The following is a 22,204-nucleotide window of genomic DNA, read 5'->3' on the forward strand; positions in this document are numbered from 1 at the left end:
GCGTGACAACCTCGGTATCGGTATCGGCGTGTTGAAACCTGGAAATTAGGCCATGGGGGCAGTGGCACCACCACCGACGGGGCTTCGGCGCCTCGTCCGGATCGCGGCGGTCCCGACCGCCGCGTGGCTGACAGTTGCCGTCTGGTTTCAGACGGGATGGGGTGGCTCGTCGACGCTGGCCGTGGTGCATTCCGCCGCAGGGCTGTTCTTCCCGACATTTGCGGCAGTGAGCACGGCCGTCGCAGCCCGGCGAAGTGGCGGTCGGGAGCGCACGGCGTGGCTGGTGATGACCCTCGGTCTGGTTGCGCTGGAATTCGGCGCCATGACGGTGCTCTTTCACCGGTACTGGCGCGGGAGTGTCTATCCCTTGTATCCGCCGGCGGCGATGGTCGGGTACTTGATACTTCCGTTCGTCGTCTGCGTGGCGGTGCTGATTTTCCCGGTCGGCTATCCCGGTGTCGCACGGGTGCGGATGGTGCTGGACGGCGCGATCGTCGCCGCGTCGCTGTTCGTCGTGGCCTGGGTGACTCTGCTGCGTGATGTGTACTCCTCGACACGCGTCGGTGGCGTCGACAAACTGTTGTCGATCGCCTGTCCGGTATCGGGGGTCGTCACCGTGACGGTCGCGGTCCTGGTGCTAGCCCACGCGGACACCCGGTGGCGAGAGACGTTGACCGTGTTGACGGTTGGCCTGACCCTGATCGCCGCGTCCGGCAGCGCCTACGTGTATCTGTTGGCACGCGGTATCTACCTGTTCGACAGTCCGTTGGGGATGGGCTGGCCGGCCGGGCTGGTGCTCATCGGTGTCGCCGCGCTCAGCTATCCATCGAGTGCACCCGATCCGTCGGGCAAACCGGCGGCGTTGCTCAGTGACCCGTTCTACCTATGGCTGCCCTACATCCCGCTCGCCGTCGCGGGCGGCCTCGAACTCGCCCAGTTCCGCGACCACCTGGTGTCCGACCCGGCCCGGGCCGCGGCGCCCTGGCTGATCATCGCGGTGCTGGCCCGCCAGTTCCTGGTGGTCGCCGAAAACCGGCGGCTGCTGCACAGCGCGTCTGATCGTGCGCTCCACGACCCGCTGACCAACTTGGCCAACAGGGTGTTGTTCCACGACCGGCTCGAGCATGCGATGCAGCTCCATCACCGCGACCACCGCTCAGTCGCGGTGCTGTCGATGGATCTCGACGACTTCAAACTCATCAACGACAATTTGGGTCATCCCGTCGGCGACGCACTGCTCGTCCAAGCCGCACAACGACTCATGTGTTGCGTACGAACCGGTGACACCGTGGCTCGACTCGGCGGCGACGAATTCGCCGTGCTCATCGAAGGCGCTGGGGAGAACGTGCATCTGATCGTCTACCAGATCATGGAGGCGTTCGAGCGGCCGTTCACTCCCGACGGCGAGGTCATCTTCATGCGGCCCAGTGCGGGCCTGGCCGTCGCCAGCCTCGACCAGCCTGAACTACATGCCACCGATCTACTCAAACACGCTGATATGGCGATGTATTCGGCGAAGCGGCAAGGCGGCGGACTGCAGACCTTCAGCCCTGACATGCATGTCAGAGTGGACGACGGCCTTAGTTTCGCAACGTCCGATACCCCACCACCGCGTGGCGGGTTGGGCGAGGTGCGACTGCTCAGCGATCTCCGTCAGGCCATCAACCACCGCGCACTCACCGTGCTCTACCAGCCGAAGGTGGACTTGCGCACCACCGACGTGGTCGGCGCCGAGGCGCTGGTGCGGTGGCCGCATCCGGTGTTCGGATTGGTTCGCCCCCAGCAGTTTCTGCCGCTGGTGCGCCAGCACGGTCTGATGCGCACGTTCACCGATCTGGTGTTGGACCAGGCGCTCGCCGACGCCGCTCAATGGCTGCACCGCGGAATCGATGTGCCGGTCGCCGTCAACCTGTTTCCGCCATTGGTCGGCGATCTCACCCTGCCGGACCGAATCTTCGATGCGCTGGATCGGCACGAATTGCCGGGTGACTCCTTGATCATCGAAATCACCGAAGATCTGCTGCTGGACAACATCGAGCGAACCCGTGATGTGCTGGAAGCTCTGCGGGAACGCAGGATCCACATCGCGCTCGACGATTTCGGTTCCGGCTATTCGGCATTGACCTATCTGCGCAAGTTGCCGATCGACGAAGTCAAGGTCGACTACGACCTGATCGGACACGTGTTGATCGATCCGCGCGCCGAAGCGATCGTGCGAGCCGTCATCGACTTGGCGCACGCCCTGAACGTGACCACGGTCGCCGAGGGCGTGGAGAACATCCGGATCGCGGAGTGGCTGCGCGACCGGGGATGTGAGGTCGCCCAAGGTGTCCTGTACAGCCCGCCCGTCGCGGCCTCGGCGATGATGCAACTGATCGCGTCGTCGGCGGCGCGGTGAGCTAGCCCGCGGCTTCCAGCCCGTTGGCCGCTCCGACCGCCGCACGCGCCCATTCGTGCAGGCGCACTGCGGGGGCGATCCGGTCTTTGCGGATCAGTTCGGTGTTGACGTGAGATCCGTCGGTGCTGTGGGTCAGCACGGCCGGTGCCCGGAAAGCGAACGTGCGGTTGACGGTGTCGACGGCCAGCAACCCGTCGGTGTCGGTGAATCCGTTGGCGCGCATGGTGTCCTCGGCCCAGCGGCCGGGCGTGAGGCCGGAGAAATTGTTCACGTAGGCGACCCAGAGATGGACGTTGCGCGTGGTGAACAGCTTCGACTGGGCAGCCTCCACCGCGCTTCGGCCCGGGCCGGTGAGCACCCCGCCGGGATCGGTGATGTACCGGGTGAGCTGAATCGGCGGCGCAGCGGTAACGGTGCCGTTCGCCGGCTGGTTGGTGACCGTCTCTGTGCCCGCGCCGGTGTCCGACCGAGTTGCCCGATGGCGCAACGTCTGCCCGCCGACGGCCATCGCGATCAGCACGAGGGTTGCGACAGCGGAGAGCAGCGCAACCCGGCGGCGGCCACGGCGTTTGTGCGTCTGCGGCGCGGGCTGCGCTGTCGCCGCCGCGCGTCGGGTGGGGGCGGCGGCCGGATGGCCGGCGACGGTGTCGGCCTCGCCGACGCTCGGTCGGCCGGACAGGGCCGCGGCGAATTCCGAACAGTTGGCGAAGCGGTCCGCGGGATCTCTTGCCAGCACCCTGGCGATCACGGCGTCGAGATCGGCCAGGTCGGGCCGACGCTGCCCGATCGACGGTGGCGCAGCGGAAAGGTGTTGGGAGATCACCACTGCCGCGTTCGAGTCGTCGTAGGGTGCCTTGCCGGTCAGCAGTTGAAAAGCTGTGCAGCCCAACGCATACTGATCTGCGCGCCCGTCGATGTCCTTGCCCATCAGTTGTTCGGGCGCGGCGTAGGCCGTGGTCCCCATCACCATGTTGGTGGCGGTCAGGCCGCTGATGTCACCGACTTGCCGGGCAATGCCGAAGTCGCCCAACAGGATCCGCCGTCCCCGGGAATCGGCCTCGGTCAGCAGGATGTTGGCGGGCTTGATGTCGCGGTGCAGCAATCCACGTGAGTGGGCGTAGTCGAGCGCCTCGGCGACGGCGCTGATGATCGCGAACGCCTCGGTCCTCGGCATGCCCGACGGATACCGACTGCGCAGCAACTCCGCGGCATCGGTTCCTTCGACGAAATCCATCGACAGCCACAGCTGCCCCTCGAATTCGCCGCGATCGTGGATGCCCACGATGTGCGGGTGGAACAACTCGGCGGCGATGTCTGCTTCCCGGCTGAATCGCTGGCGGAACTCCTGGTCCGCGGTCAGCGCGGCGGGCAGCACCTTCAGGGCGTCACGGCGGGGCAGTCGCGGGTGCCGGGCCAGGTAGACCTCGCCCATCCCGCCGGCTCCCAGGCGTCGGACGATGGTGTACCCGGCGAACACGTCGCCGTTGTTCAGCGGCATGCCGGCCTGCCCGCTAGCTGCGAGCCCGCAGCGTCTGCAGCGCCTTGTCGGCGTGGGTGTCCATGCTCAGCTCGCTGGAGATCACGTCGAGCACGGTGCGGTCGGTGTTGATCACGAAGGTGGTGCGCTTGACCGGCAGCAGCTTGCCCAGAAGTCCGCGTTTGACCCCGAACTGGGCGGCCACCGCGCCGTTGGTGTCGGACAGCAGCGGATAGTCGAACCGTTGGGTGTCGGCGAACTTGGCCTGCTTCGCGACGGGATCGACACTGATGCCGACCCGGTTGGCGCCGACGGCAGCGAATTCCTGTGCCAGGTCCCGGAAGTGACAGGCTTCCTTGGTGCACCCGGGTGTCATCGCTGCCGGATAGAAGAACAACACCACGGGTCCGTCGGCCAGTAGCGTGCTGAGCCTGCGCGGGGTACCAGTCTGGTCGGGAAGCTCGAAGTCCGCCACGGTGTCACCGGTTTTCATGGCCGTCACGCTACGCCAGTAGTGCTCAGCGGCCAGCCGCCCGTCTGGGAGGATGGCTGCGTGCACGCCAACCTCGACGCCGCGACGACCTCACGGGAGCAGTTCCGCGCGCTCGCGGGCGAGCATCGGGTGGTGCCGGTGACCCGCAAGGTGCTCGCCGACGCCGAGACGCCGCTGTCCGCCTACCGCAAACTTGCCGCCAACCGGCCGGGCACGTTCCTGCTCGAGTCGGCCGAGAACGGCCGGTCGTGGTCGCGGTGGTCTTTCATCGGTGCCGGGTCTCCGTCGGCGTTGACGGTGCGCGACGGTAATGCGGTCTGGCTGGGGGAGGCGCCGCACGACGCACCCACTGGCGGGGACCCGCTGCAGGCCCTGCAGGCCACCCTGAATCTGCTGGCCACGGCGGCGCTGCCGGGGCTGCCGCCGTTATCGGGCGGCATGGTCGGCTTTTTCGCCTACGACCTGGTCCGGCGGCTGGAGCGGTTACCTGAGTTGGCCACCGACGACCTCCACCTGCCGGACATGCTGTTGCTGCTGGCCACCGATCTGGCCGCCGTCGACCACCACGAGGGCACCATCACGTTGATCGCCAACGCGGTGAACTGGAACGGCACCGACGAGCGCGTCGACGAGGCCTACGACGACGCGATCGGGCGATTGGACGTGATGACTGCCGCGCTCGGCCAGCCGCTGCCGTCAACCGTCGCGACGTTCACCAGACCCGAGCCGCAATACCGCGCGCAGCGCACCGTGCAGGAGTACGGAGCGATCGTCGAGCGTCTCGTTCGCGAGATCGAGCGCGGCGAGGCGTTCCAGGTGGTGCCGTCGCAGCGCTTCGAGATGGACACCGACGTCGAGGCCATCGACGTCTACCGGATGCTGCGGGTGTCCAATCCCAGCCCGTACATGTATCTGCTGCACGTGCCGAATGATGAAGGGGGAATTGCCTTTTCGATCGCGGGATCGAGCCCCGAAGCGCTGGTGACCGTGCAGGACGGTCGGGCGACGACACATCCGATCGCCGGGACCAGATGGCGCGGCGAGACCGACGAAGAGGATCAGCTGCTGGAAAAGGAGCTGCTGGCCGACGACAAGGAGCGCGCCGAACATTTGATGCTGGTCGACCTGGGCCGCAACGATCTGGGCCGGGTCTGTGTGCCCGGCAGCGTCCGCGTCGAGGACTACAGCCACATCGAGCGCTACAGCCACGTCATGCATCTGGTGTCCACGGTGACCGGGATGCTCGCCGCCGATCGCACCGCGCTGGACGCGGTGACGGCATGTTTCCCGGCCGGCACGTTGTCCGGCGCCCCGAAGGTGCGCGCCATGGAACTGATCGAGGAAGTGGAGAAGACCCGGCGCGGCCTCTACGGCGGGGTACTCGGCTACCTCGACTTCGCCGGCAACGCCGACTTCGCGATCGCGATCCGTACCGCCCTGATGCGTGACGGCACGGCGTACGTGCAGGCCGGCGGCGGCGTGGTGGCCGATTCCAACGGCCCCTACGAGCACACCGAGGCCAGCAACAAGGCGCGCGCGGTGCTCGGCGCGATCGCCGCCGCGGAAACGCTGGGCAGCCCGAATGGCTGATGCCCGGCCCGGTCGACGCACCCTGCTGGTCGCCCAGATCCTGCTGGTCCTCGCCGCCGCCGGATTGTGGGAGGTGTCCCGGCTGACCTGGGTCGAACTGCGTACGTTCGACGGGCTGAGCCCGCCCAGGCTGGTGACGTTGTCCGGCGCCCAATGGTCGTCGGGGCTGCTCCCACTGGCGCTGGTGCTGCTGGCCGGCGCCATCGCCGCGTTGGCGGTGCGGGGCTGGGCACTGCGTGCCCTTGCCGTGCTGGTCGCCATCGCCAGCCTTGCGGCCGGTTATCTGGCGGTCAGCACGCTGGAGATGCCGGACGTGGCCGTGCGGGCCGCCGATCTCGTGCGTGTTCCGGTGGTCGAGTTGGTCGGCAGTCAACGCCATCACGCCGGCCCGGTCATCACCTTGGTTATCGCGGTCGGCGCGCTGGTCGGCGCCGCGCTGCTGATGCGGGCAGCGGCCACCGACAAAGGCGCTTCCACCCGATATGTCACGCCCGGGGCCCGGCGGTCGATGGCGCGTCGCGCGGGTGACGACGGGGTCAATATGTCGGAGCGGATGATGTGGGACGCGCTCGACGAGGGCCACGACCCGACCGAGCAATCTGGCGAGTCGACATCGGCATCCGGTAACGATTCAGCACCTGAACCTGACACCGAGGGTCGGTGATGGACCGCACAGTGGCGCTCGCTACCCTTCCAAGAACGTCGTGAAGAAATCTGGCGGCGCTCGGGGAGAGGAATCGGCGGCATGAGTTCGGGAACCGTGCTCGACTCCATCATGGAAGGAGTTCGTGCCGACGTTGCCGCTCGCGAGGCCGTCGTGAGCATGTCCGAGGTCAAGGCGGCCGCCGAAGCTGTGCCGGCACCGCGTGATGTGTTGGCGGCGCTGCGTGAGCCCGGTATCGGCGTCATCGCCGAGGTGAAGCGGGCCAGCCCGTCAGCAGGGGAGCTCGCGTCGATCTCCGACCCCGCGAAACTCGCCCGGTCCTACGAAGACGGCGGCGCCCGGATCATCAGCGTGCTGACCGAAGAACGCCGCTTCCATGGCAGCCTGGACGATCTCGACGCGGTGCGAGCGGCCGTGTCGATTCCGGTGCTGCGCAAAGACTTTGTGGTGGGGCCCTACCAGATTCACGAAGCACGCGCGCACGGTGCGGACATGCTGCTGCTGATCGTCGCGGCACTCGATCAGCCTGCGCTGGAATCGATGCTGGAGCGGACCGAGTCGCTGGGCATGACCGCGCTCGTCGAGGTGCACACCGAAGAGGAAGCCGACCGTGCGTTGACGGCGGGCGCACGGGTGATCGGCGTGAACGCTCGCGACCTGCGGACGCTGCGAGTCGACCGAGATTGCTTCGCGCGCATCGCCCCCGGGCTGCCGTCCAGCGTGATCCGCATTGCCGAATCGGGCGTTCGCGGCCGGGCAGACCTGCTGGCCTACGCCGGTGCCGGTGCGGATGCGGTGCTCGTTGGTGAGGGCCTGGTCAAGAGCGGCGACCCTCGTGCCGCCGTCGCCGACCTGGTGACCGCGGGTAAGCATCCTTCCTGCCCCAAGCCGGCCCGCTAGCCGGGGAGTTGGGGAAGCGTCGAATCCGATGAGCCGCTTGCACGTTGAGCGTTCGTGATGGCAGACATCGTGGGCCCGGAATTACCGCGTTCCAGCGCTGCCATCGCTGAACCCACCCATCACGACCCGGACAATCGAGGCCATTTCGGGGTCTACGGCGGCCGGTACGTGGCCGAGGCGTTGATGGCGGTGATCGAGGAGGTCACCGCGGCCTACGAGAAGGTCCGTACCGACCAGGCATACCTTGATGAACTCGACAAGCTGCAGAGGCACTACACCGGACGACCCTCGCCGCTGTACGAAGCCGCTCGGCTCAGCGAGCATGCCGGCGGTGCACGGATATTTCTCAAACGAGAAGACCTGAACCACACCGGTTCTCACAAGATCAACAACGTGTTGGGCCAGGCCTTGCTGGCTCGCCAGATGGGCAAGACCCGAGTGATCGCCGAAACCGGGGCCGGTCAGCACGGGGTGGCCACTGCCACTGCTTGCGCGCTGCTGGGCCTGGACTGCGTGATCTACATGGGTGCGGTCGACACCGCACGTCAAGCGCTGAACGTCGCGCGGATGAGATTGCTGGGCGCCGAGGTCGTCTCGGTCGAGTCGGGATCGAAGACCCTCAAGGACGCGATCAACGACGCGTTCCGCGACTGGGTCACCAACGCCGACAACACGTACTACTGTTTCGGCACCGCCGCCGGACCGCACCCATTCCCGACCATGGTCCGTGATTTCCAGCGGGTCATCGGTCTGGAGACGCGGGTCCAGATCCAGGATCAGGCCGGGCGACTGCCTGATGCCGTCACCGCGTGCGTCGGCGGAGGATCGAACGCGATCGGCATCTTCCACGCCTTCCTCGACGACCCCGGGGTCCGGCTGGTCGGCTACGAGGCCGCCGGTGATGGCGTCGAAACCGGTCGTCATGCAGCGACATTCAGCGGCGGAACACCCGGGGCGTTCCAGGGGTCGTATTCGTTTCTGCTGCAGGACGAAGACGGGCAGACCATTGAGTCGCATTCGATCTCGGCCGGCCTGGACTACCCCGGTGTGGGCCCGGAACACGCCTGGCTGAAGGACACCGGGCGTGCTGAGTACCGGCCGATCACCGACACCGAGGCGATGGACGCGTTCCGCCTGCTGTGCCGCACCGAGGGCATCATTCCCGCGATCGAATCGGCGCATGCGGTGGCCGGCGCACTCAAGCTGGGCATCGAAATGGGCAGTGCTGCAATCATTGTCATCAACTTGTCCGGCCGCGGGGACAAGGACGTCGAGACCGCCGCCAAGTGGTTCGATCTGCTGCCTGCCGGTGAAGGGCACTGATGACCGTCGAGCAAAGTGAAAAAAGCGGCCTGGCAGAGCTTTTCAGTGCTTGCTCACGCGACAACCGTGCCGCGCTGATCGGGTATCTGCCGACCGGATATCCCGACGTCGCCACGTCGATCGAGGCGATGAAGGCGTTGACCGAGTCCGGTTGTGACGTCATCGAAGTCGGCGTGCCGTACTCCGATCCGGGTATGGACGGCCCGACCATCGCGACCGCGGCAGAGGTCGCGTTGCGCGGGGGCGTGCGGGTCCGCGACACACTGGCCGCTGTCGAGGCGATCAGCGCAGCCGGCGGTCACGCCGTTGTCATGACGTACTGGAATCCGGTCCTGCAGTATGGGGTCGACGCGTTCGCGCGCGACCTCGCAGCGGCGGGCGGGCATGGGCTGATCACCCCGGACCTCATCCCCGACGAGGCCGACGAGTGGCTGGCGGCGTCCGACCAGCATCACCTCGATCGCATCTTCCTGGTCGCGCCGTCATCGACGCCGCAGCGACTGGCGGCGACGGTGGAGGCTTCGCGCGGATTCGTCTACGCGGCGTCGATCATGGGCGTCACCGGAGCGCGGGACGTGGTGTCGAATGCGGCACCCGAATTGGTGAGTCGAGTCAAAGCGGTGTCCGACATCCCCGTCGGAGTGGGACTGGGCGTGCGGTCGCGCGAGCAGGCGGCGCAGATCGCGAGCTACGCCGACGGCGTCATCGTGGGTTCGGCGCTCGTCACGGCGTTGACCGCGGGGCTGCCGACGATGCGGACCCTGACCGAGGAACTGGCTATCGGTGTGCGGCAGAGGGTTTCCGATTCATGACGACGACAGTTATCGCGTACTTCCCGAGCCCGCCGCAAGGAGTGTGGCATCTGTGGATCGTGCCGATCCGGGCGTACGCGCTGTTCATCATTGCCGGGATCATCGCGGCGCTGATCATCGGCGATCGGCGCTGGGCGGCTCGCGGCGGCGAACGCGGAGTGATCTACGACATCGCTTTGTGGGCAGTGCCTTTCGGACTGATCGGCGGCCGCCTGTACCACCTGGCGACGGACTGGCGGACATACTTCGGCGACGGCGGTGCTGGACCGATCGCGGCACTGCGCATCTGGGACGGCGGTCTGGGAATCTGGGGGGCCGTCGCGCTGGGTGGCGTGGGCGCATGGATCGCCTGCCGGCGTCGCGACATTCCGCTTCCCGCATTCGGCGATGCGATAGCGCCGGGGATCGTTCTCGCGCAGGCGATCGGCCGGCTCGGAAATTACTTCAACCAAGAGCTTTACGGCCGCGAGACCACGATGCCGTGGGGCCTGGAGATCTTCTATCGCCGCGACCCGGCGGGTTTCGTGGACGTGCATTCACTCGACGGGGTGTCGACCGGGCAGCTCGCGATGGTCGTCCAACCGACGTTCCTATATGAATTGCTGTGGAACCTGGTGGTCTTCGCGCTGCTGATCTATCTCGATCGGCGGTTCACCATCGGGCACGGCCGGCTGTTTGCGCTCTACGTCGCGGGCTACTGCATCGGCCGGTTCGGCATCGAGCTACTGCGTGACGACACAGCGACACACATCGCCGGTATCCGGATCAACTTGTTCACGTCGACCTTCGTTCTGATCGGCGCGGTGGTGTACCTGATCTTGGCGCCCAAGGGTCGCGAGGATCCGGCGACGCTGAGCGGGTCGGCCGCCGAGCTGCTCGAGCCGGACTCCCTCGACGAGGACGCCGACGAAGCCGCAGCGGAGACGGCGGAGGCGACACCGGCCGAGGCTGCCGCGGAGCCGGACACCACGGTGGCCGATCCGCCCGAGCCCGAAGCCGAGGCCGGCGCGGAAGAAGCCGAGGCGGCCGAGGTCGACCCACCCGTCGTCGAGGTGCAAGCGGAGCCCGAAGCTGAACCGGACGAGTCCGGCGCGGACGAAGCCGACAACGCGGAGCCGACGGATCTGCCCGCCACAGAGCCAGACGAAGACCAATGACCACCCCGGCTCCGCTCGGCACCACGCCGCCCGCGGGGCGCCGGAATCGCGTGGCGTGGGGTACGGGTGTCCTGCTGGCGGCCGCGCTGACGTACATCGGCCTGGTCGACCCGCACAACCCGAACTCGTTCTTTCCCGTCTGCCCGTTCCGGTTGCTGACCGGCTGGAACTGTCCTGGATGCGGCGCGCTGCGGATGATTCACGACGTGCTGCACGGCGACCTGGCCGCGGCGGTCGCCGACAACGTGGTGCTGCTCGTCGGTGTCCCGCTGTTGGCCGGCTGGGCTCTGCTGCGCCACCGTCGCGGGAAATCGCCGTTAACGATCCCGGCGACGGCCGCGATCCTGTGCACGCTGCTGGCCTGGACAGTGGTGCGTAACCTGCCCGGATTCCCGTTGGTTCCGACGCTGCTCGCCCGTTAGCCCGTCATCTGATCGGGAACCGGCGCGAGATGATCAGCTAGCGCGACTATGCTGAGTCGTCGTGGCGAGACGCGGCAAGATCGTCTGTACTCTCGGTCCGGCCAGCGGCACTGACGAGGCCGTCAGGGCTCTGGTCGAAGCCGGAATGGACGTCGCCAGAATGAACTTCAGCCACGGCGACTACAGCGACCACAAAGCCTCCTACGATCGGGTGCGCGCGGCGTCGAATGCCACCGGCCGCGCGGTCGGGCTACTCGCCGACCTGCAGGGCCCGAAGATCAGGCTCGGACGCTTCGCAGACGGACCGACGTACTGGGCGGACGGCGAAACGGTCCGCATCACCGTCGCGGACTGTGAGGGCAACCACGACCGGGTATCGACCACCTACAAGCAGCTGGCCACGGACGCGGTGCCGGGCGACCGGGTTCTGGTCGACGACGGGAACGTCGCGCTGGTCGTCGAGGGCATCGACGGCGACGACGTCGTGTGCACCGTGGTCGAGGGCGGCCCGATCAGCAACAACAAGGGAATGTCGTTGCCGGGGATGAAAGTCTCGGCTCCTCCGCTCTCGGAGAAGGACATCGAGGACCTGGAGTTCGCACTGCACCTCGGCGTCGACATGGTCGCGCTGTCCTTCGTTCGCTCGCCGTCGGACGTCGAACTGGTTCACGAAGTGATGGATCGGGTTGGCCGCCGCGTCCCGGTGATCGCCAAACTCGAGAAGCCGGAAGCCATCGACAATCTCGAGGCCGTCGTGCTGGCCTTCGACGCGGTGATGGTCGCCCGCGGCGATCTCGGTGTCGAGCTGCCGCTGGAAGAGGTCCCGCTGGTGCAGAAGCGGGCCATCCAAATGGCAAGGGAGAACGCCAAACCCGTCATCGTCGCGACGCAGATGCTCGAGTCGATGATCGAACACTCGCGGCCGACGCGGGCGGAGGCCTCCGACGTGGCCAATGCCGTGATGGACGGTGCCGACGCGGTGATGCTCTCGGGCGAGACCTCCGTCGGCAAATACCCGCTGGCCGCGGTGCAGACCATGGCCCGGATCATCTGCGCCGTGGAAGAGAATTCGACCGCCGCCCCGCCGTTGACACACGTGCCGCGCACCAAGCGAGGCGTGATCTCCTATGCTGCCCGCGACATCGGTGAGCGCCTCGACGCCAAGGCGCTGGTGGCGTTCACCCAGTCCGGGGACACGGTCCGGCGACTCGCGCGGCTCCATACCCCGCTGCCGCTGCTGGCGTTCACGCCGCTGCCCGAAGTACGCAGCCAACTCGCCATGACCTGGGGCACGGAGACGTTCATCGTGCCGGTCATTCAGACGACCGACGGGATGATCCGTCAGGTCGACAAGTCGCTGCTGTCGCTGGGCCGGTACAAGCGTGGCGATCTGGTCGTCATCGTGGCCGGCGCGCCTCCCGGCACCGTCGGCTCGACCAACCTGGTGCATGTGCACCGCATCGGCGAAGAGGACGTCTAGCCCGGCGACGATGCGCTCCGCGCAGCGGAGTGAGGAGGAGCAGGGCAATCGAATTTAGCTCGCACTAGGCTGGCCCGGTGTCTGACTTCGACGAGCTGATGACGGTGCTCGACCTGCATCACAACGGTGACGGGGCCTTCGTCGGATCCCACCCCAGCAAGAACCCGCCCCGCACGTTCGGCGGGCTGCAGATGGCGCAGTCGTTCGTCGCCGCCACCCGCACATTGACCCGCGACCTTCCGCCCAACGCTCTGTCGGCGCATTTCATCAACGGCGGTGAGACCGACAAGGACATCGAATTCGAGGTGGTGACGCTCCGCGATGAGCGCCGCTTCGCCAACCGACGCGTCGAGGTGACCCAGGGCGGCACGTTGCTGGCGTCGGTGATGATCTCCTTCCTGGCCGGCGGTCATGGTCTCGAGCACAACGTCGAGCCACCCGACGTTGTCGACCCCGAGGGACTGCCGTCCATCAAGGAGTTGCTGCTCGGCTATGAGGAACGGGTGCCGCTGTTCGTCAGTGCGCTGCAACCCATCGAGTGGCGCTATACGAACGACCCGTCCTGGGTGATGCGGGAAAAAGGCGACCGTCTCGCGTACAACCGGGTCTGGGTCAAGGCGGACGGTGTGTTGCCCGACGACCCGGCGCTGCACACCGCGACGATGCTGTATTCCTCCGACACCACCGTGCTGGATTCGATCATCACGACGCACGGGCTGTCGTGGGGATACGACCGCATTTTCGCTGCGACCGTTAATCATTCAGTGTGGTTTCATCGCCAGGTCGATTTCAACGACTGGGTGTTGTACTCGACCGCCTCGCCGGTCGCGGCGGACTCGCGGGGGCTGGGGTCCGGGTACTTCTTCGACCGGTCGCGGCGGCCGGTCGCCACGGTGGTGCAAGAGGGCCTGGTGAAGTATTTTCCCTGAGTCGCGCGGATAGCCGATGTCGTTGCGGCGCAACCGGTTCAGCGGACCGGGGTCGGCGTCAGGGTGATGTTCAACTGATCTTGGACGTTTCGCCGGAACTGGTCGGCGCATTGTTGCTGCGCGAACTGGTCGTTGCCTGCTTTCTGCATGCAGCCGATGTAGTCGCCGCCGCCGACGTCCTTCCACACCGTCGTCCATATCGCGATGAAAGCCAGACCGACGACGATCGCCAAGCCGCCCAACACGATGCCCGCGATCGCGACCCCGCCGTTGTTCGCGGCGCCGCGTTTGACCCGGCCATGCCCGATGACGCCGGTGATCACCGCGGCAACACCCAGTGCGATGGGCGCGAACACGGTCGCGACGCTGACCAATCCGATGACTGCCAGCACCAGCGAGGCAACCCCGAGCCCGTTCTTGGGCGCGGCAGCCCGCGGCGGATAACCGCCGTAGGGCGGAGGGTAGCCACCCGGAATAGCGGCGGGCTGATACCGGTACGGATCGGGGAGCGGATAAGGGTATGGCGCCCCGGTTTGGGGTGTTCCCCGGGCGTTTTCGCGTCTGTCCGGAGTGTCCCAAGATCCGGTCATGATTCGCTCTCCAGTCGGGCGGCGTTAGACGACTGTCCGACAGGATACGCGCCGGCGCTGATGCGTAATTCGGGACTTGGGCTGTCGTCGGGCAAGTGGTGGGTAGCGACAACGACGGTCCGCTCCGCGGCAATCAGGCCGCCGTGGGGATCCAGCAGACGGCGCAAGATGGGCTCGGCGTCGACGACGTCCAGATGTTCGGTGGGCTCATCCAGCAGCACAATCCGAGCAGGCGCGATGATTGCCCGTGCCAGCAGCAGCCTCCTGCGCTGACCTGCCGATAGCGCACCGGCACCGGCCGCCAACACGGTGTCCAGACCGTCCGGCAGGCCGGTCAGCCAGGCACTCAAGCCGACCTGCTCCAGCACAACGGCCAGCTCGCTGTCCGGGCAATCGCCGCGGGCGACCAGCAGGTTATCCCGGATGGACGTCGCGAACACGTGCGCGTCCTCGGCGAAAAAGCTGACCGCACGGCGTAGTTCGGGTTCGTCGATCAGGCGCAACGGTGCGCCGTCCAGCGTCACCTCGCCACCCGCGGGTGTCAGCAGGCCCGCGAGCGTCATCAACAGGGTCGTCTTGCCCGACCCGCTGGGACCGGTGACCGCCAGCCTCGACCCAGGCCTCAGCTTTAGGTTCGGCACCCGGGTACCGGAGTGGGCCACCGACAGCTCGTGGGCGCGCAGCGTCGCTGTCGCAGCCGTTCGGTGTAACGCTGCCGGAGCGGATACCGGACTTGCCACCGGCGTCAGGTCGAGGAGATGGCGTGCCGCTATCCGCGAGCGCGTCAACTGGACCGCGGCGGCGGCCAACGGCGTTGTCGCCTCGAATGCGGACAGCGGCAACAGCATCAGAATGGCCAACGTGGTCGGCGCGGCGCTGCCCGCCAGCCCGATCGCAGCCACCACGGCGCCCAGCACGCTGGCCCCGATCGCCGCGGTGGGAATGGCCGTGGCCAATGCGGCGGGTCGGGCCGCGGCATCGGCGGCGTCACTCCACGCCTCCTGCCGGCGTTGCAGATCCACGATGACGCTCTGCAGCCGTCCGGCGACCCGCAACTCGGGCGCGTGTTCCAGGGCCAGCATCGCCGCGACGTCCCGCGCGGAATGATGTTGACGCGCAACCGCTTCCTGCGCGGTCGCAGCTTTCGCCGCCAGCCACGGCGCGACGATCCCGGCGACCAGAAGGCAGATGGCCAACAGCGCCGCGGCCGCCGGTGAGATCACCCCGACCGCCACGGTCGCGGCCGCGGCCAGCACGGCTGCGACACCGAACGGCAGCACAGCGCGGACCAGCACATCGGCCAACTGGTCGACGTCGGAGCCCACCCGCGCGACCAACTCCCCGCTGTGCAGGCGGGTCGCATCCTCCGCGCGCCCGTGGGCCAGGCGAGAATAGATCTGCGCACGGGCGGTGCCCGCAGCCCGCATCGCGGTGTCATGGGTAACGAGGCGTTCGCAATAGTGCAGCACGCCACGAGAAATCGCGAATGTCCGCACGCCGACCACCGCGATCGACAGGTCCAGCACCGGCGGCATCTGCCAGGCGCGGGTGATGAGCCACGCCGACAGTCCGGCCAACGCCAGTGCACTGCCGAGCGATAACGCGCCGAGGGCAACGCCGAGCAGCAATCGTGGCAGACGGGGACGCAGCAACGGCACCGCGGCGAGCAGAGGGTCAGACGCCGACACCAGCGACCTCCTCTGCCGCACTCACGTGCACGAGATCGTCACCGATCTCGACGATCTGCCGGCGGTGGCCGACCACGACCACCGTGTCACCGGCGCGTGCTCGCTCGACAATGGCGTCCAGCACACGGCGTTCCGTCGCGGCGTCGAGATGCGCCGTGGGCTCGTCGAGAAGCAGTATCGGTAAGCGTGATCCGAGTGCCCGTGCCAGGGCGAGGCGCTGTCGCTGCCCCAACGACAATCCGACACCGCCGCGCCCGATCACCGTCTGGGTTCCATTCGGCAACGCTGTCAGAACGTCATCGAAACCGGCTGCTGCACAAGCAGTTTTAGTATCGACCAAGGCGCCGAACAGTGACAGGTTCTCGTCGACGGTGCCGGGAATCAGCACCGGACGCTGCGGCAGCCAGCACACCTGCTGCCACCATGCGTTTGGTTCGAGGTCGGCGATATCGATTCCGGCGACAGTGACTCGACCGCTGGTCGCGGTGGTGAGCCCGGCGATCACCTGCAATGCGGTGCTTTTTCCCGCGCCGTTGGGCCCGGTGAGCACGGTCACCCGGCCCGGCCGCAGGACGGCGCTCAGATCGTTTGGGCGGCAACCGTCGCGGCCTGCGACGCTCAGCCCGTCAAGGACGATCTCGGCGCCGCGTGCCGAGACAACGCGCGAGCCCGTGATGGTGTTCGGGCACGAATCGATGAGCTCGAAAGCTCTGTCGGCGGCAGCCCGGCCATCCTGCGCGGCATGGAATTCCACGCCGATGCGGCGCAGCGGCCAGTAGACGTCGGGTGCCAGCAGCAGGACGGTCAGGCCGGTGCTCAAACTGATTTCGCCGAACACGAGACGAAGGCCGACGCTGACCGCGACCAGGGCAACGCCCAGGGTGGCGAGCAGTTCCAACACCAACGCGGAGAGGAACGCGATGCGCAGCGTCGCCATCGCCGAACGCCGGTGCGCGGCGCTCAGCTCGGCGATGCGGTGCTCGGGGCCGTCGGCGCGACCCAAAGCCCGCAGCGTCGGAATACCGGCAATCAAGTCCAACAACCGAGCCTGCAGTGTGCCCATGGCCGCCAGTGCCGCCGCGGAGCGCTCGGCGGTGGCCAGGCCGATCAGCACCATGAAGAGCGGAATCAACGGCAGCGTGATGACGACGATCAGAGCCGAGGTGACGTCGTAGAGGCCGAGCACCACGACGCTGATCGGCGTGAGGATCGCCGCGAGAAACAATGCCGGCAGGTATGCGGTGAAATATGGCCGCAGCGCGTCGAGTCCGCGGGTCACCACCACGGCCGCGTCGTCGCGCAGTGCCGCAAGGTCGTTGGGTTGCCGGGCTGTGACTGCCGCCAGGACTTGCGTGCTGAGCTCGGCGATCGCCGCACTGGCGCCGCGTTGGCCCAGCCGGGTTTGAAGCCAGTGCGCAACAGCACGCATCACCCACAGCGACAGCAGAGCCACCAGCGCCGGCATCCACTGCGCCAGGCTGCGTGCCGACGGGTCGGCGATGACGTGGGAGGCGATGTGCGCCAGCAGAATCGCCGTCGCGATCGCGCAACCGGAGATCACCACACCGCACACCACCGTCGCAGCCAGGAAACGGCGCAGGGCCGCAGACGTCCGGACGAATCGTGGATCCAGCGGGCCTCGACTGCTCAGGGTGTTCGCCTTGCCAGGCCGATCGATGGCGGTATGTGGTCAGCCGAAATGCGCTGACGGAAAACCCAATACGTCCAACTTTGGTACGCGACCACCAGTGGCGCGAAGATGGCTGCGGCCCACGTCATGATCTTCAGCGTGTAGCCGCTCGAGGACGCGTTGCTGACGGTCAGACTCCACCGCGGATCCAGCGTGGAGGGAACCAGGTTGGGATACATCGCGCCGAACAGCAACGCGACGACGGCGGTGATCACCACGGCACTGCACAGGAATGCCCATCCCTCGTGCTTGCGACTGAACACCAGTGCGACGGTGGCCAATTGCGCGACGACGGCGACGGCCAGCACCAGCCAGGTCCATGGCTTGCCATGCGCCAGTTGGGTCCATATCCCGAAACCGGCCACCAGTGCGGTCACCGGTAGCGATAGCCGAACCGCGACCCGCAACGCGTCGTCACGCACCGAGCCAGACGTCTTGAGCACGACGAAGATTGCGCCGTAGAGCAGAAACAGTCCGCAGGTGGCCAGGCCGCCCAGCAGTGTGTAGGCGCTCAGCACGTCGGTGATCGACAGGTTCACTTGGTGATCGGCGTCGACCGGGAGTCCGCGGACCAGGATGGCGAAGGCCACCCCCCACAGCACCGCCGGCAACCATGAGCCTGCCGCGATCCCGAAATCGGCCCAGCGCCGCCACTTTGGGTCGTCGACCTTGCCGCGCCACTCGATGGATACCGCCCGAACGATCATGCCGAACAAGATCGCCAGCAACGGCAGGTACAGCGACGAGAACACCGTGGCATACATCCCCGGGAAAGCGGCGAACATCGCCCCGCCGGCGGTGAGCAGCCAGACCTCGTTTCCGTCCCAGACCGGGCCGATGGTGTTCAGCACCGCCCGGCGGCGCGGTTCGCGGTCGCCGCTGCCCATCCGGGCTATCGGCTCCATCAGCATGCCTACGCCGAAATCGAAACCCTCGAGAATGAGAAACCCGAGAAACAGCACCGCAAGAAGACCGAACCAGACGTTGTGAAGCGCCACGAAAAACCCCTCTCTGCCGAACAGGCAGCTGTCAATAGGCAAATGACAACGGAGCGACCTCGTCGGCACCCGGCGGTGCGGGCGCGGCAGGCTCGGCGTCGTGTTCTTGTGGTCCTTCAAAGACATAGCGTTTCAACAGCCAGAACCAGATGACCGCCAGAACCGCATATATCAGAGTGAACGTCGCAAGGGAGATGACCACCAATGCGGGCGCATGGTGGGACACGCCATCGTCGACGGCCAAGTGCACCTTCGGGTCGCCCGTCGGGTTAGGCGCGACGATCCATGGCTGACGACCCATCTCGGTGAAGATCCAGCCGGCACTGCTGGCCAGAAGCGGGGTGGGCAACGTCACCAGGGCCAGGCGGGAGAACCACCGCCCGTTGGGAATTCGCCCCCCACGCGTCAGCCACAGCGCGATGAGCGCGAACAACACCGGGAACAGCAGGAAGCCGATCATCGCGCGGAAGGACCAGTAGGTGACGAAAAGGTTCGGGCGGTAGTCTCCGGCGCCGAAACGTTGTTGGTCATCGCGCTGAATGTCGCGCACGCCTTGCAGCGTGACGTCATGGAATCGGCCCTTCGCTAAAAACGATAGGACGTAAGGAACTTCGATGACGCGGGTCAGGCTGTCGCAGTTGTTCTGCCGTCCGATGGTCAAGATGGAGAATTCGGGATCCGTCTGGGTGTCGCACAGCGATTCGGCGGAAGCCATTTTCATCGGCTGCTGGTGGAACATCAGCTTGCCCTGGGCATCTCCGCTGAAGAACAGCGCAACAGTTGCGGCCAGCGCGACCCAGCATCCCAGGACGGTGGCCGGCCGGTACATGCTGCGGGCATCGCCGTCCGCTGTCTGGCTGTGCGAGCGAACCATCCACCAGGCGCTCACCGCCGCGATGAAAGTGCCCGCGGTCAGCAACGAGGCGGTCACTGTGTGCCCGAACGCCGCCAGGCCGGTGTTGTTGGTGAACAGCGTCGAAATACTATGCAGCTCAGCGCGTTTGGTTGCGGGGTTGTAGTGCGCGCCGACCGGGTGCTGCATGAAGGAGTTCGCCGCGATGATGAAGAACGCGGACAAGTTCACCGCGCCGGCGACGATCCAGATGCATGCGAGGTGGATCAGGCGGGGGAGTCGGCTCCAGCCGAAGATCCACAGGCCGAGGAAGGTGGACTCGAAGAAGAACGCGGCCAGGCCTTCCATGGCCAGTGGTGCGCCGAACACGTCGCCGACGAAGCGCGAGTACTCGCTCCAGTTCATCCCGAACTGAAATTCCTGCACGATCCCGGTCGCCACGCCGATCGCGAAGTTGATCAAAAACAGCTTCCCAAAGAACTTGGTAAGCCGGTACCACGCAACGTTGTCGGTGACCACCCAGAGCGTCTGCATGACGGCGATCAGCGGCGCCAGACCGATCGTGAGCGGCACGAAGATGAAGTGGTAGACGGTGGTGATACCGAACTGCCATCGCGATACGTCGACGACGTTCATCTGTCATCTCCCGCCAGAAGCTTCCAATACTACTACGCAGTGTAGTAGTAGGGCGATTTGGTCACTGCCGGTGACCATCCAATCGTTCGGATCGCGCCGCTGTTAGGGCCTTAGGGCCTCTGCTCCCTTCTTGGAGGCACTGCGGATGCCGAACGACGACACGACTTCGAACACGCCGAGGACGATCAGCCAGATGCCGACGATCTCGGTGAGGATCTCGATGCTTTCCAGCGGCGACCCGATCATCACGATGCCCGCGAGGAGGCTGATCAGGCCGAGGAATATCTGCCAGGGCCGCCCGGGAAGGTGGGGATCGCTGATCGCCGAGATCGACGTTGCCACACCGCGAAAGATGAAACCCACTCCAATCCAGATGGCCAGCAGGAGAATTGCGTAGCCTTCGCCGAAGTGGCGGAAGCACAGCATGGCCAGCACCAGTGAGGCCGCGCCGCTGATGAATAGCAGCACCCGCCCGCCGGCGGAGACATGCAAGCTGAAAGCGAATATGACCTGCGCGGCACCCGTGACCAGAAGGTAGAGGCCGAACAGCACGGCCGCGATGACAATGGAATGTCCGGGCAACAGCAGCACCAGGATTCCCAGTGTGAGCGCCAGGATTCCGGATACCAGGGTCGACTTCCACAAATGCGGCAATAACTTTGGCACAGCGGTGGTTTCCATTCCCAAATGGTCCCACAAACGGCGACCGCGATGGGACGTTTGCGGGACAGTCAGACCCGGGCCGTCTCCGGTGTTCCGGCGCGCAGATTTTCGGCGTCAGTGTCGGGTCGGCGCCCGACCAGATACCAGGTGCGCATGACGCCTTTGCCCTTGACGTCGACGCGCCCGCGTTCCTGCAGCACGAAGTCGTCGCGGAGTCGCTGATAGACGTCTTCGGGCACTTGAATTCGGCCCACAGAGTCAGTGGATTCCATGCGGGATGCGACGTTGACCGCGTCGCCCCACACGTCGTAGAAAAACCGGCGCGAACCCACCACTCCGGCGACCACGGGCCCGCTGGCCAGCCCGATGCGCAGCGGTAGCGGATTACCCTGCAAATCCTTGAGTCGGCTTGCGGCGTCGGCCATGTCGAGCGCGAGGGATGCCAGCGCCTCGACGTGATCCGCCCGCGGCTGGGGGACACCGCTGACAACCATGTACGAGTCGCCGCTGACTTTGATTTTCTCCAGTCCGTGCCTGTCCACCAACGCATCGAAGTCGCCGTAGAGCCGGTCCAGGAAGCGGATCAGTTGCTCGGGCGGCATGTCGCTGGCCCGCTCGGTGAAGCCGGCGATGTCGGCGAACAAGACCGAGGCGTCGTTGTATTTGTCGGCAATCACGTTGCGCGCCGGGTCTTTTAGCCGTTCGGCCACACTGGCCGGCAGGATGTTGGCCAGCAATGCCTCGGAGCGTTCGTACTCGAGTTCCATGGCCGCTTCGGCCCGGACGATCTCGCGCACCGCGTACCACACGGTCGCCACCACCATCACGCACGCGGAGATGGTGGTGACGACGAAGCTCAGCGACAACGCCCACGGCGGTTGCGCGCCGGTATCGCGCGGAACCAGGAACTGGAGAATGATCACCATGCCTGCGGCGATCGCGGCCAGGCCGGACGCGAGAAAGATGCGGTCGACGCCCAGCTGTAGCACGACCAGGCAGGCCGCGACGAGGAAGTAGAACTGCAATCCGGAGCCGGTGCCGACGAACCAGCAGATCGTGAAGATGGACACGTAGGCCGTCCCGATGAACGTCAACGGCGAGACGAGCTCACCGAAGCGATGCAGCACCGGGACAAAGGCGTAGATCAAGGCTGCGGCGATGTTGATGACGCCGGTCCACCACAGGGCGGGTGCGGCGAGAATCTGGACCAATCCGAAACCGGCGCTGACGAAGACCGCCATCGACGCGGTGAGATTGAGAATGCGGCTACTGCGGGCGATCCGTTCGACGTACACCTGGTTGCGAGCGCGCGGTTGTGACCGAACTGCCCCTACGCAGTCCGGTGTTCGCCGCGAACCTGCTGGTTGTTGGGCAGCGCACCGCTTAGCCACCACAGCTAAAGCCTAACGGCTGGGCCGAACACCCGGGAGCCTTCGCAGCG

General features: G+C 66.4%; 19 protein-coding genes. 10 read left to right on the top strand and 9 right to left on the bottom strand.

Going from position 1 to position 22,204, the window contains the following annotated elements:
- Positions 1–52 precede the first annotated feature (52 nt).
- Entirely contained in the window at positions 53–2,398 is a 2,346-nt protein-coding gene (locus tag G6N27_RS03100) for a putative bifunctional diguanylate cyclase/phosphodiesterase (RefSeq protein ID WP_163775031.1), read from the top strand.
- A gap of 1 nt (position 2,399) precedes the next feature.
- Here the strand turns inward: G6N27_RS03100 and G6N27_RS03105 are convergent, their stop codons facing one another.
- The gene (locus G6N27_RS03105; RefSeq protein ID WP_163775032.1) at positions 2,400–3,896 is read right to left on the bottom strand and encodes a serine/threonine-protein kinase; all 1,497 of its coding nucleotides are present in this window, start codon (positions 3,894–3,896) and stop codon (positions 2,400–2,402) included.
- A 13-nt stretch (positions 3,897–3,909) separates the two neighbouring features.
- The gene (locus G6N27_RS03110; RefSeq protein WP_163775033.1) at positions 3,910–4,368 is read right to left on the bottom strand and encodes a peroxiredoxin; all 459 of its coding nucleotides are present in this window, start codon (positions 4,366–4,368) and stop codon (positions 3,910–3,912) included.
- 60 nt (positions 4,369–4,428) lie between these two features.
- Here G6N27_RS03110 and G6N27_RS03115 point away from each other — a divergent pair, with 60 nt between their 5' ends.
- From G6N27_RS03115 to G6N27_RS03155, 9 genes are all read left to right on the top strand, one after another.
- On the top strand, positions 4,429–5,958 hold the full coding sequence (locus tag G6N27_RS03115; protein ID WP_163775034.1) for an anthranilate synthase component I: 1,530 nt from the start codon (positions 4,429–4,431) through the stop codon (positions 5,956–5,958).
- On the top strand, positions 5,951–6,622 hold the full coding sequence (locus G6N27_RS03120; RefSeq protein WP_163775035.1) for a TIGR02234 family membrane protein: 672 nt from the start codon (positions 5,951–5,953) through the stop codon (positions 6,620–6,622). The genes G6N27_RS03115 and G6N27_RS03120 overlap by 8 nt, the downstream gene beginning before the upstream one ends.
- 81 nt (positions 6,623–6,703) lie before the next feature.
- Complete coding sequence (trpC, locus tag G6N27_RS03125; protein ID WP_163775036.1) at positions 6,704–7,522, top strand: indole-3-glycerol phosphate synthase TrpC; 819 nt, start codon at positions 6,704–6,706, stop codon at positions 7,520–7,522.
- Positions 7,523–7,579: 57 nt separating this feature from the next.
- Positions 7,580–8,845 carry a tryptophan synthase subunit beta gene (trpB, locus tag G6N27_RS03130; RefSeq protein WP_163775037.1) on the top strand — a complete coding sequence of 422 codons (1,266 nt, stop codon included), beginning with the start codon at positions 7,580–7,582 and terminating at the stop codon, positions 8,843–8,845.
- A complete protein-coding gene (trpA, locus tag G6N27_RS03135) occupies positions 8,842–9,657 on the top strand; it encodes a tryptophan synthase subunit alpha (RefSeq protein ID WP_163781255.1) in 816 nt (271 codons plus the stop codon). Before trpB ends, trpA begins: the two co-directional genes overlap by 4 nt.
- The gene (gene lgt / locus G6N27_RS03140) at positions 9,654–10,814 is read left to right on the top strand and encodes a prolipoprotein diacylglyceryl transferase (RefSeq protein ID WP_163775038.1); all 1,161 of its coding nucleotides are present in this window, start codon (positions 9,654–9,656) and stop codon (positions 10,812–10,814) included. The genes trpA and lgt overlap by 4 nt, the downstream gene beginning before the upstream one ends.
- Positions 10,811–11,236 (top strand): DUF2752 domain-containing protein, encoded by a 426-nt coding sequence (locus tag G6N27_RS03145; RefSeq protein ID WP_163775039.1) that lies wholly within the window; start codon positions 10,811–10,813, stop codon positions 11,234–11,236. The genes lgt and G6N27_RS03145 overlap by 4 nt, the downstream gene beginning before the upstream one ends.
- Before the next feature lie 61 nt (positions 11,237–11,297).
- On the top strand, positions 11,298–12,716 hold the full coding sequence (gene pyk, locus G6N27_RS03150) for a pyruvate kinase (protein ID WP_163775040.1): 1,419 nt from the start codon (positions 11,298–11,300) through the stop codon (positions 12,714–12,716).
- A 98-nt stretch (positions 12,717–12,814) separates the two neighbouring features.
- A complete protein-coding gene (locus G6N27_RS03155; protein ID WP_163781256.1) occupies positions 12,815–13,645 on the top strand; it encodes an acyl-CoA thioesterase II in 831 nt (276 codons plus the stop codon).
- Positions 13,646–13,683: 38 nt separating this feature from the next.
- Here G6N27_RS03155 and G6N27_RS03160 read toward each other — a convergent pair whose 3' ends face one another.
- From G6N27_RS03160 to G6N27_RS03190, 7 genes are all read right to left on the bottom strand, one after another.
- Positions 13,684–14,235 carry a DUF4190 domain-containing protein gene (locus G6N27_RS03160; protein ID WP_170308156.1) on the bottom strand — a complete coding sequence of 184 codons (552 nt, stop codon included), beginning with the start codon at positions 14,233–14,235 and terminating at the stop codon, positions 13,684–13,686.
- Entirely contained in the window at positions 14,232–15,923 is a 1,692-nt protein-coding gene (gene cydC, locus G6N27_RS03165) for a thiol reductant ABC exporter subunit CydC (RefSeq protein WP_163775041.1), read from the bottom strand. The genes G6N27_RS03160 and cydC overlap by 4 nt, the downstream gene beginning before the upstream one ends.
- Entirely contained in the window at positions 15,910–17,499 is a 1,590-nt protein-coding gene (gene cydD, locus G6N27_RS03170; protein ID WP_232064847.1) for a thiol reductant ABC exporter subunit CydD, read from the bottom strand. Before cydD ends, cydC begins: the two co-directional genes overlap by 14 nt.
- A gap of 71 nt (positions 17,500–17,570) precedes the next feature.
- Entirely contained in the window at positions 17,571–18,611 is a 1,041-nt protein-coding gene (cydB, locus tag G6N27_RS03175) for a cytochrome d ubiquinol oxidase subunit II (protein WP_163775042.1), read from the bottom strand.
- Positions 18,612–18,642: 31 nt separating this feature from the next.
- Positions 18,643–20,100, bottom strand: coding sequence for a cytochrome ubiquinol oxidase subunit I (locus G6N27_RS03180; RefSeq protein ID WP_163775043.1), 1,458 nt, complete (start codon positions 20,098–20,100; stop codon positions 18,643–18,645).
- A gap of 102 nt (positions 20,101–20,202) precedes the next feature.
- Positions 20,203–20,781 (bottom strand): HdeD family acid-resistance protein, encoded by a 579-nt coding sequence (locus tag G6N27_RS03185; RefSeq protein WP_163775044.1) that lies wholly within the window; start codon positions 20,779–20,781, stop codon positions 20,203–20,205.
- A 50-nt stretch (positions 20,782–20,831) separates the two neighbouring features.
- A complete protein-coding gene (locus tag G6N27_RS03190) occupies positions 20,832–22,157 on the bottom strand; it encodes an adenylate/guanylate cyclase domain-containing protein (RefSeq protein ID WP_163775045.1) in 1,326 nt (441 codons plus the stop codon).
- Positions 22,158–22,204 lie beyond the last annotated feature (47 nt).

Source organism: Mycobacterium cookii, assembly GCF_010727945.1.
Taxonomy (GTDB): domain Bacteria; phylum Actinomycetota; class Actinomycetes; order Mycobacteriales; family Mycobacteriaceae; genus Mycobacterium; species Mycobacterium cookii.

Bases quoted from the DNA above. Each gene is read 5' to 3' on its own strand.
- G6N27_RS03100 (WP_163775031.1), top strand. From the start codon at position 53: ATGGGGGCAGTGGCACCACCACCGACGGGGCTTCGGCGCCTCGTCCGG.
- G6N27_RS03105 (WP_163775032.1), bottom strand. From the start codon at position 3,896: ATGCCGCTGAACAACGGCGACGTGTTCGCCGGGTACACCATCGTCCGA.
- G6N27_RS03110 (WP_163775033.1), bottom strand. From the start codon at position 4,368: ATGAAAACCGGTGACACCGTGGCGGACTTCGAGCTTCCCGACCAGACT.
- G6N27_RS03120 (WP_163775035.1), top strand. From the start codon at position 5,951: ATGGCTGATGCCCGGCCCGGTCGACGCACCCTGCTGGTCGCCCAGATC.
- trpC (WP_163775036.1), top strand. From the start codon at position 6,704: ATGAGTTCGGGAACCGTGCTCGACTCCATCATGGAAGGAGTTCGTGCC.
- trpB (WP_163775037.1), top strand. From the start codon at position 7,580: ATGGCAGACATCGTGGGCCCGGAATTACCGCGTTCCAGCGCTGCCATC.
- lgt (WP_163775038.1), top strand. From the start codon at position 9,654: ATGACGACGACAGTTATCGCGTACTTCCCGAGCCCGCCGCAAGGAGTG.
- G6N27_RS03145 (WP_163775039.1), top strand. From the start codon at position 10,811: ATGACCACCCCGGCTCCGCTCGGCACCACGCCGCCCGCGGGGCGCCGG.
- G6N27_RS03155 (WP_163781256.1), top strand. From the start codon at position 12,815: ATGACGGTGCTCGACCTGCATCACAACGGTGACGGGGCCTTCGTCGGA.
- G6N27_RS03160 (WP_170308156.1), bottom strand. From the start codon at position 14,235: ATGACCGGATCTTGGGACACTCCGGACAGACGCGAAAACGCCCGGGGA.
- G6N27_RS03180 (WP_163775043.1), bottom strand. From the start codon at position 20,100: ATGAACGTCGTCGACGTATCGCGATGGCAGTTCGGTATCACCACCGTC.
- G6N27_RS03185 (WP_163775044.1), bottom strand. From the start codon at position 20,781: ATGGAAACCACCGCTGTGCCAAAGTTATTGCCGCATTTGTGGAAGTCG.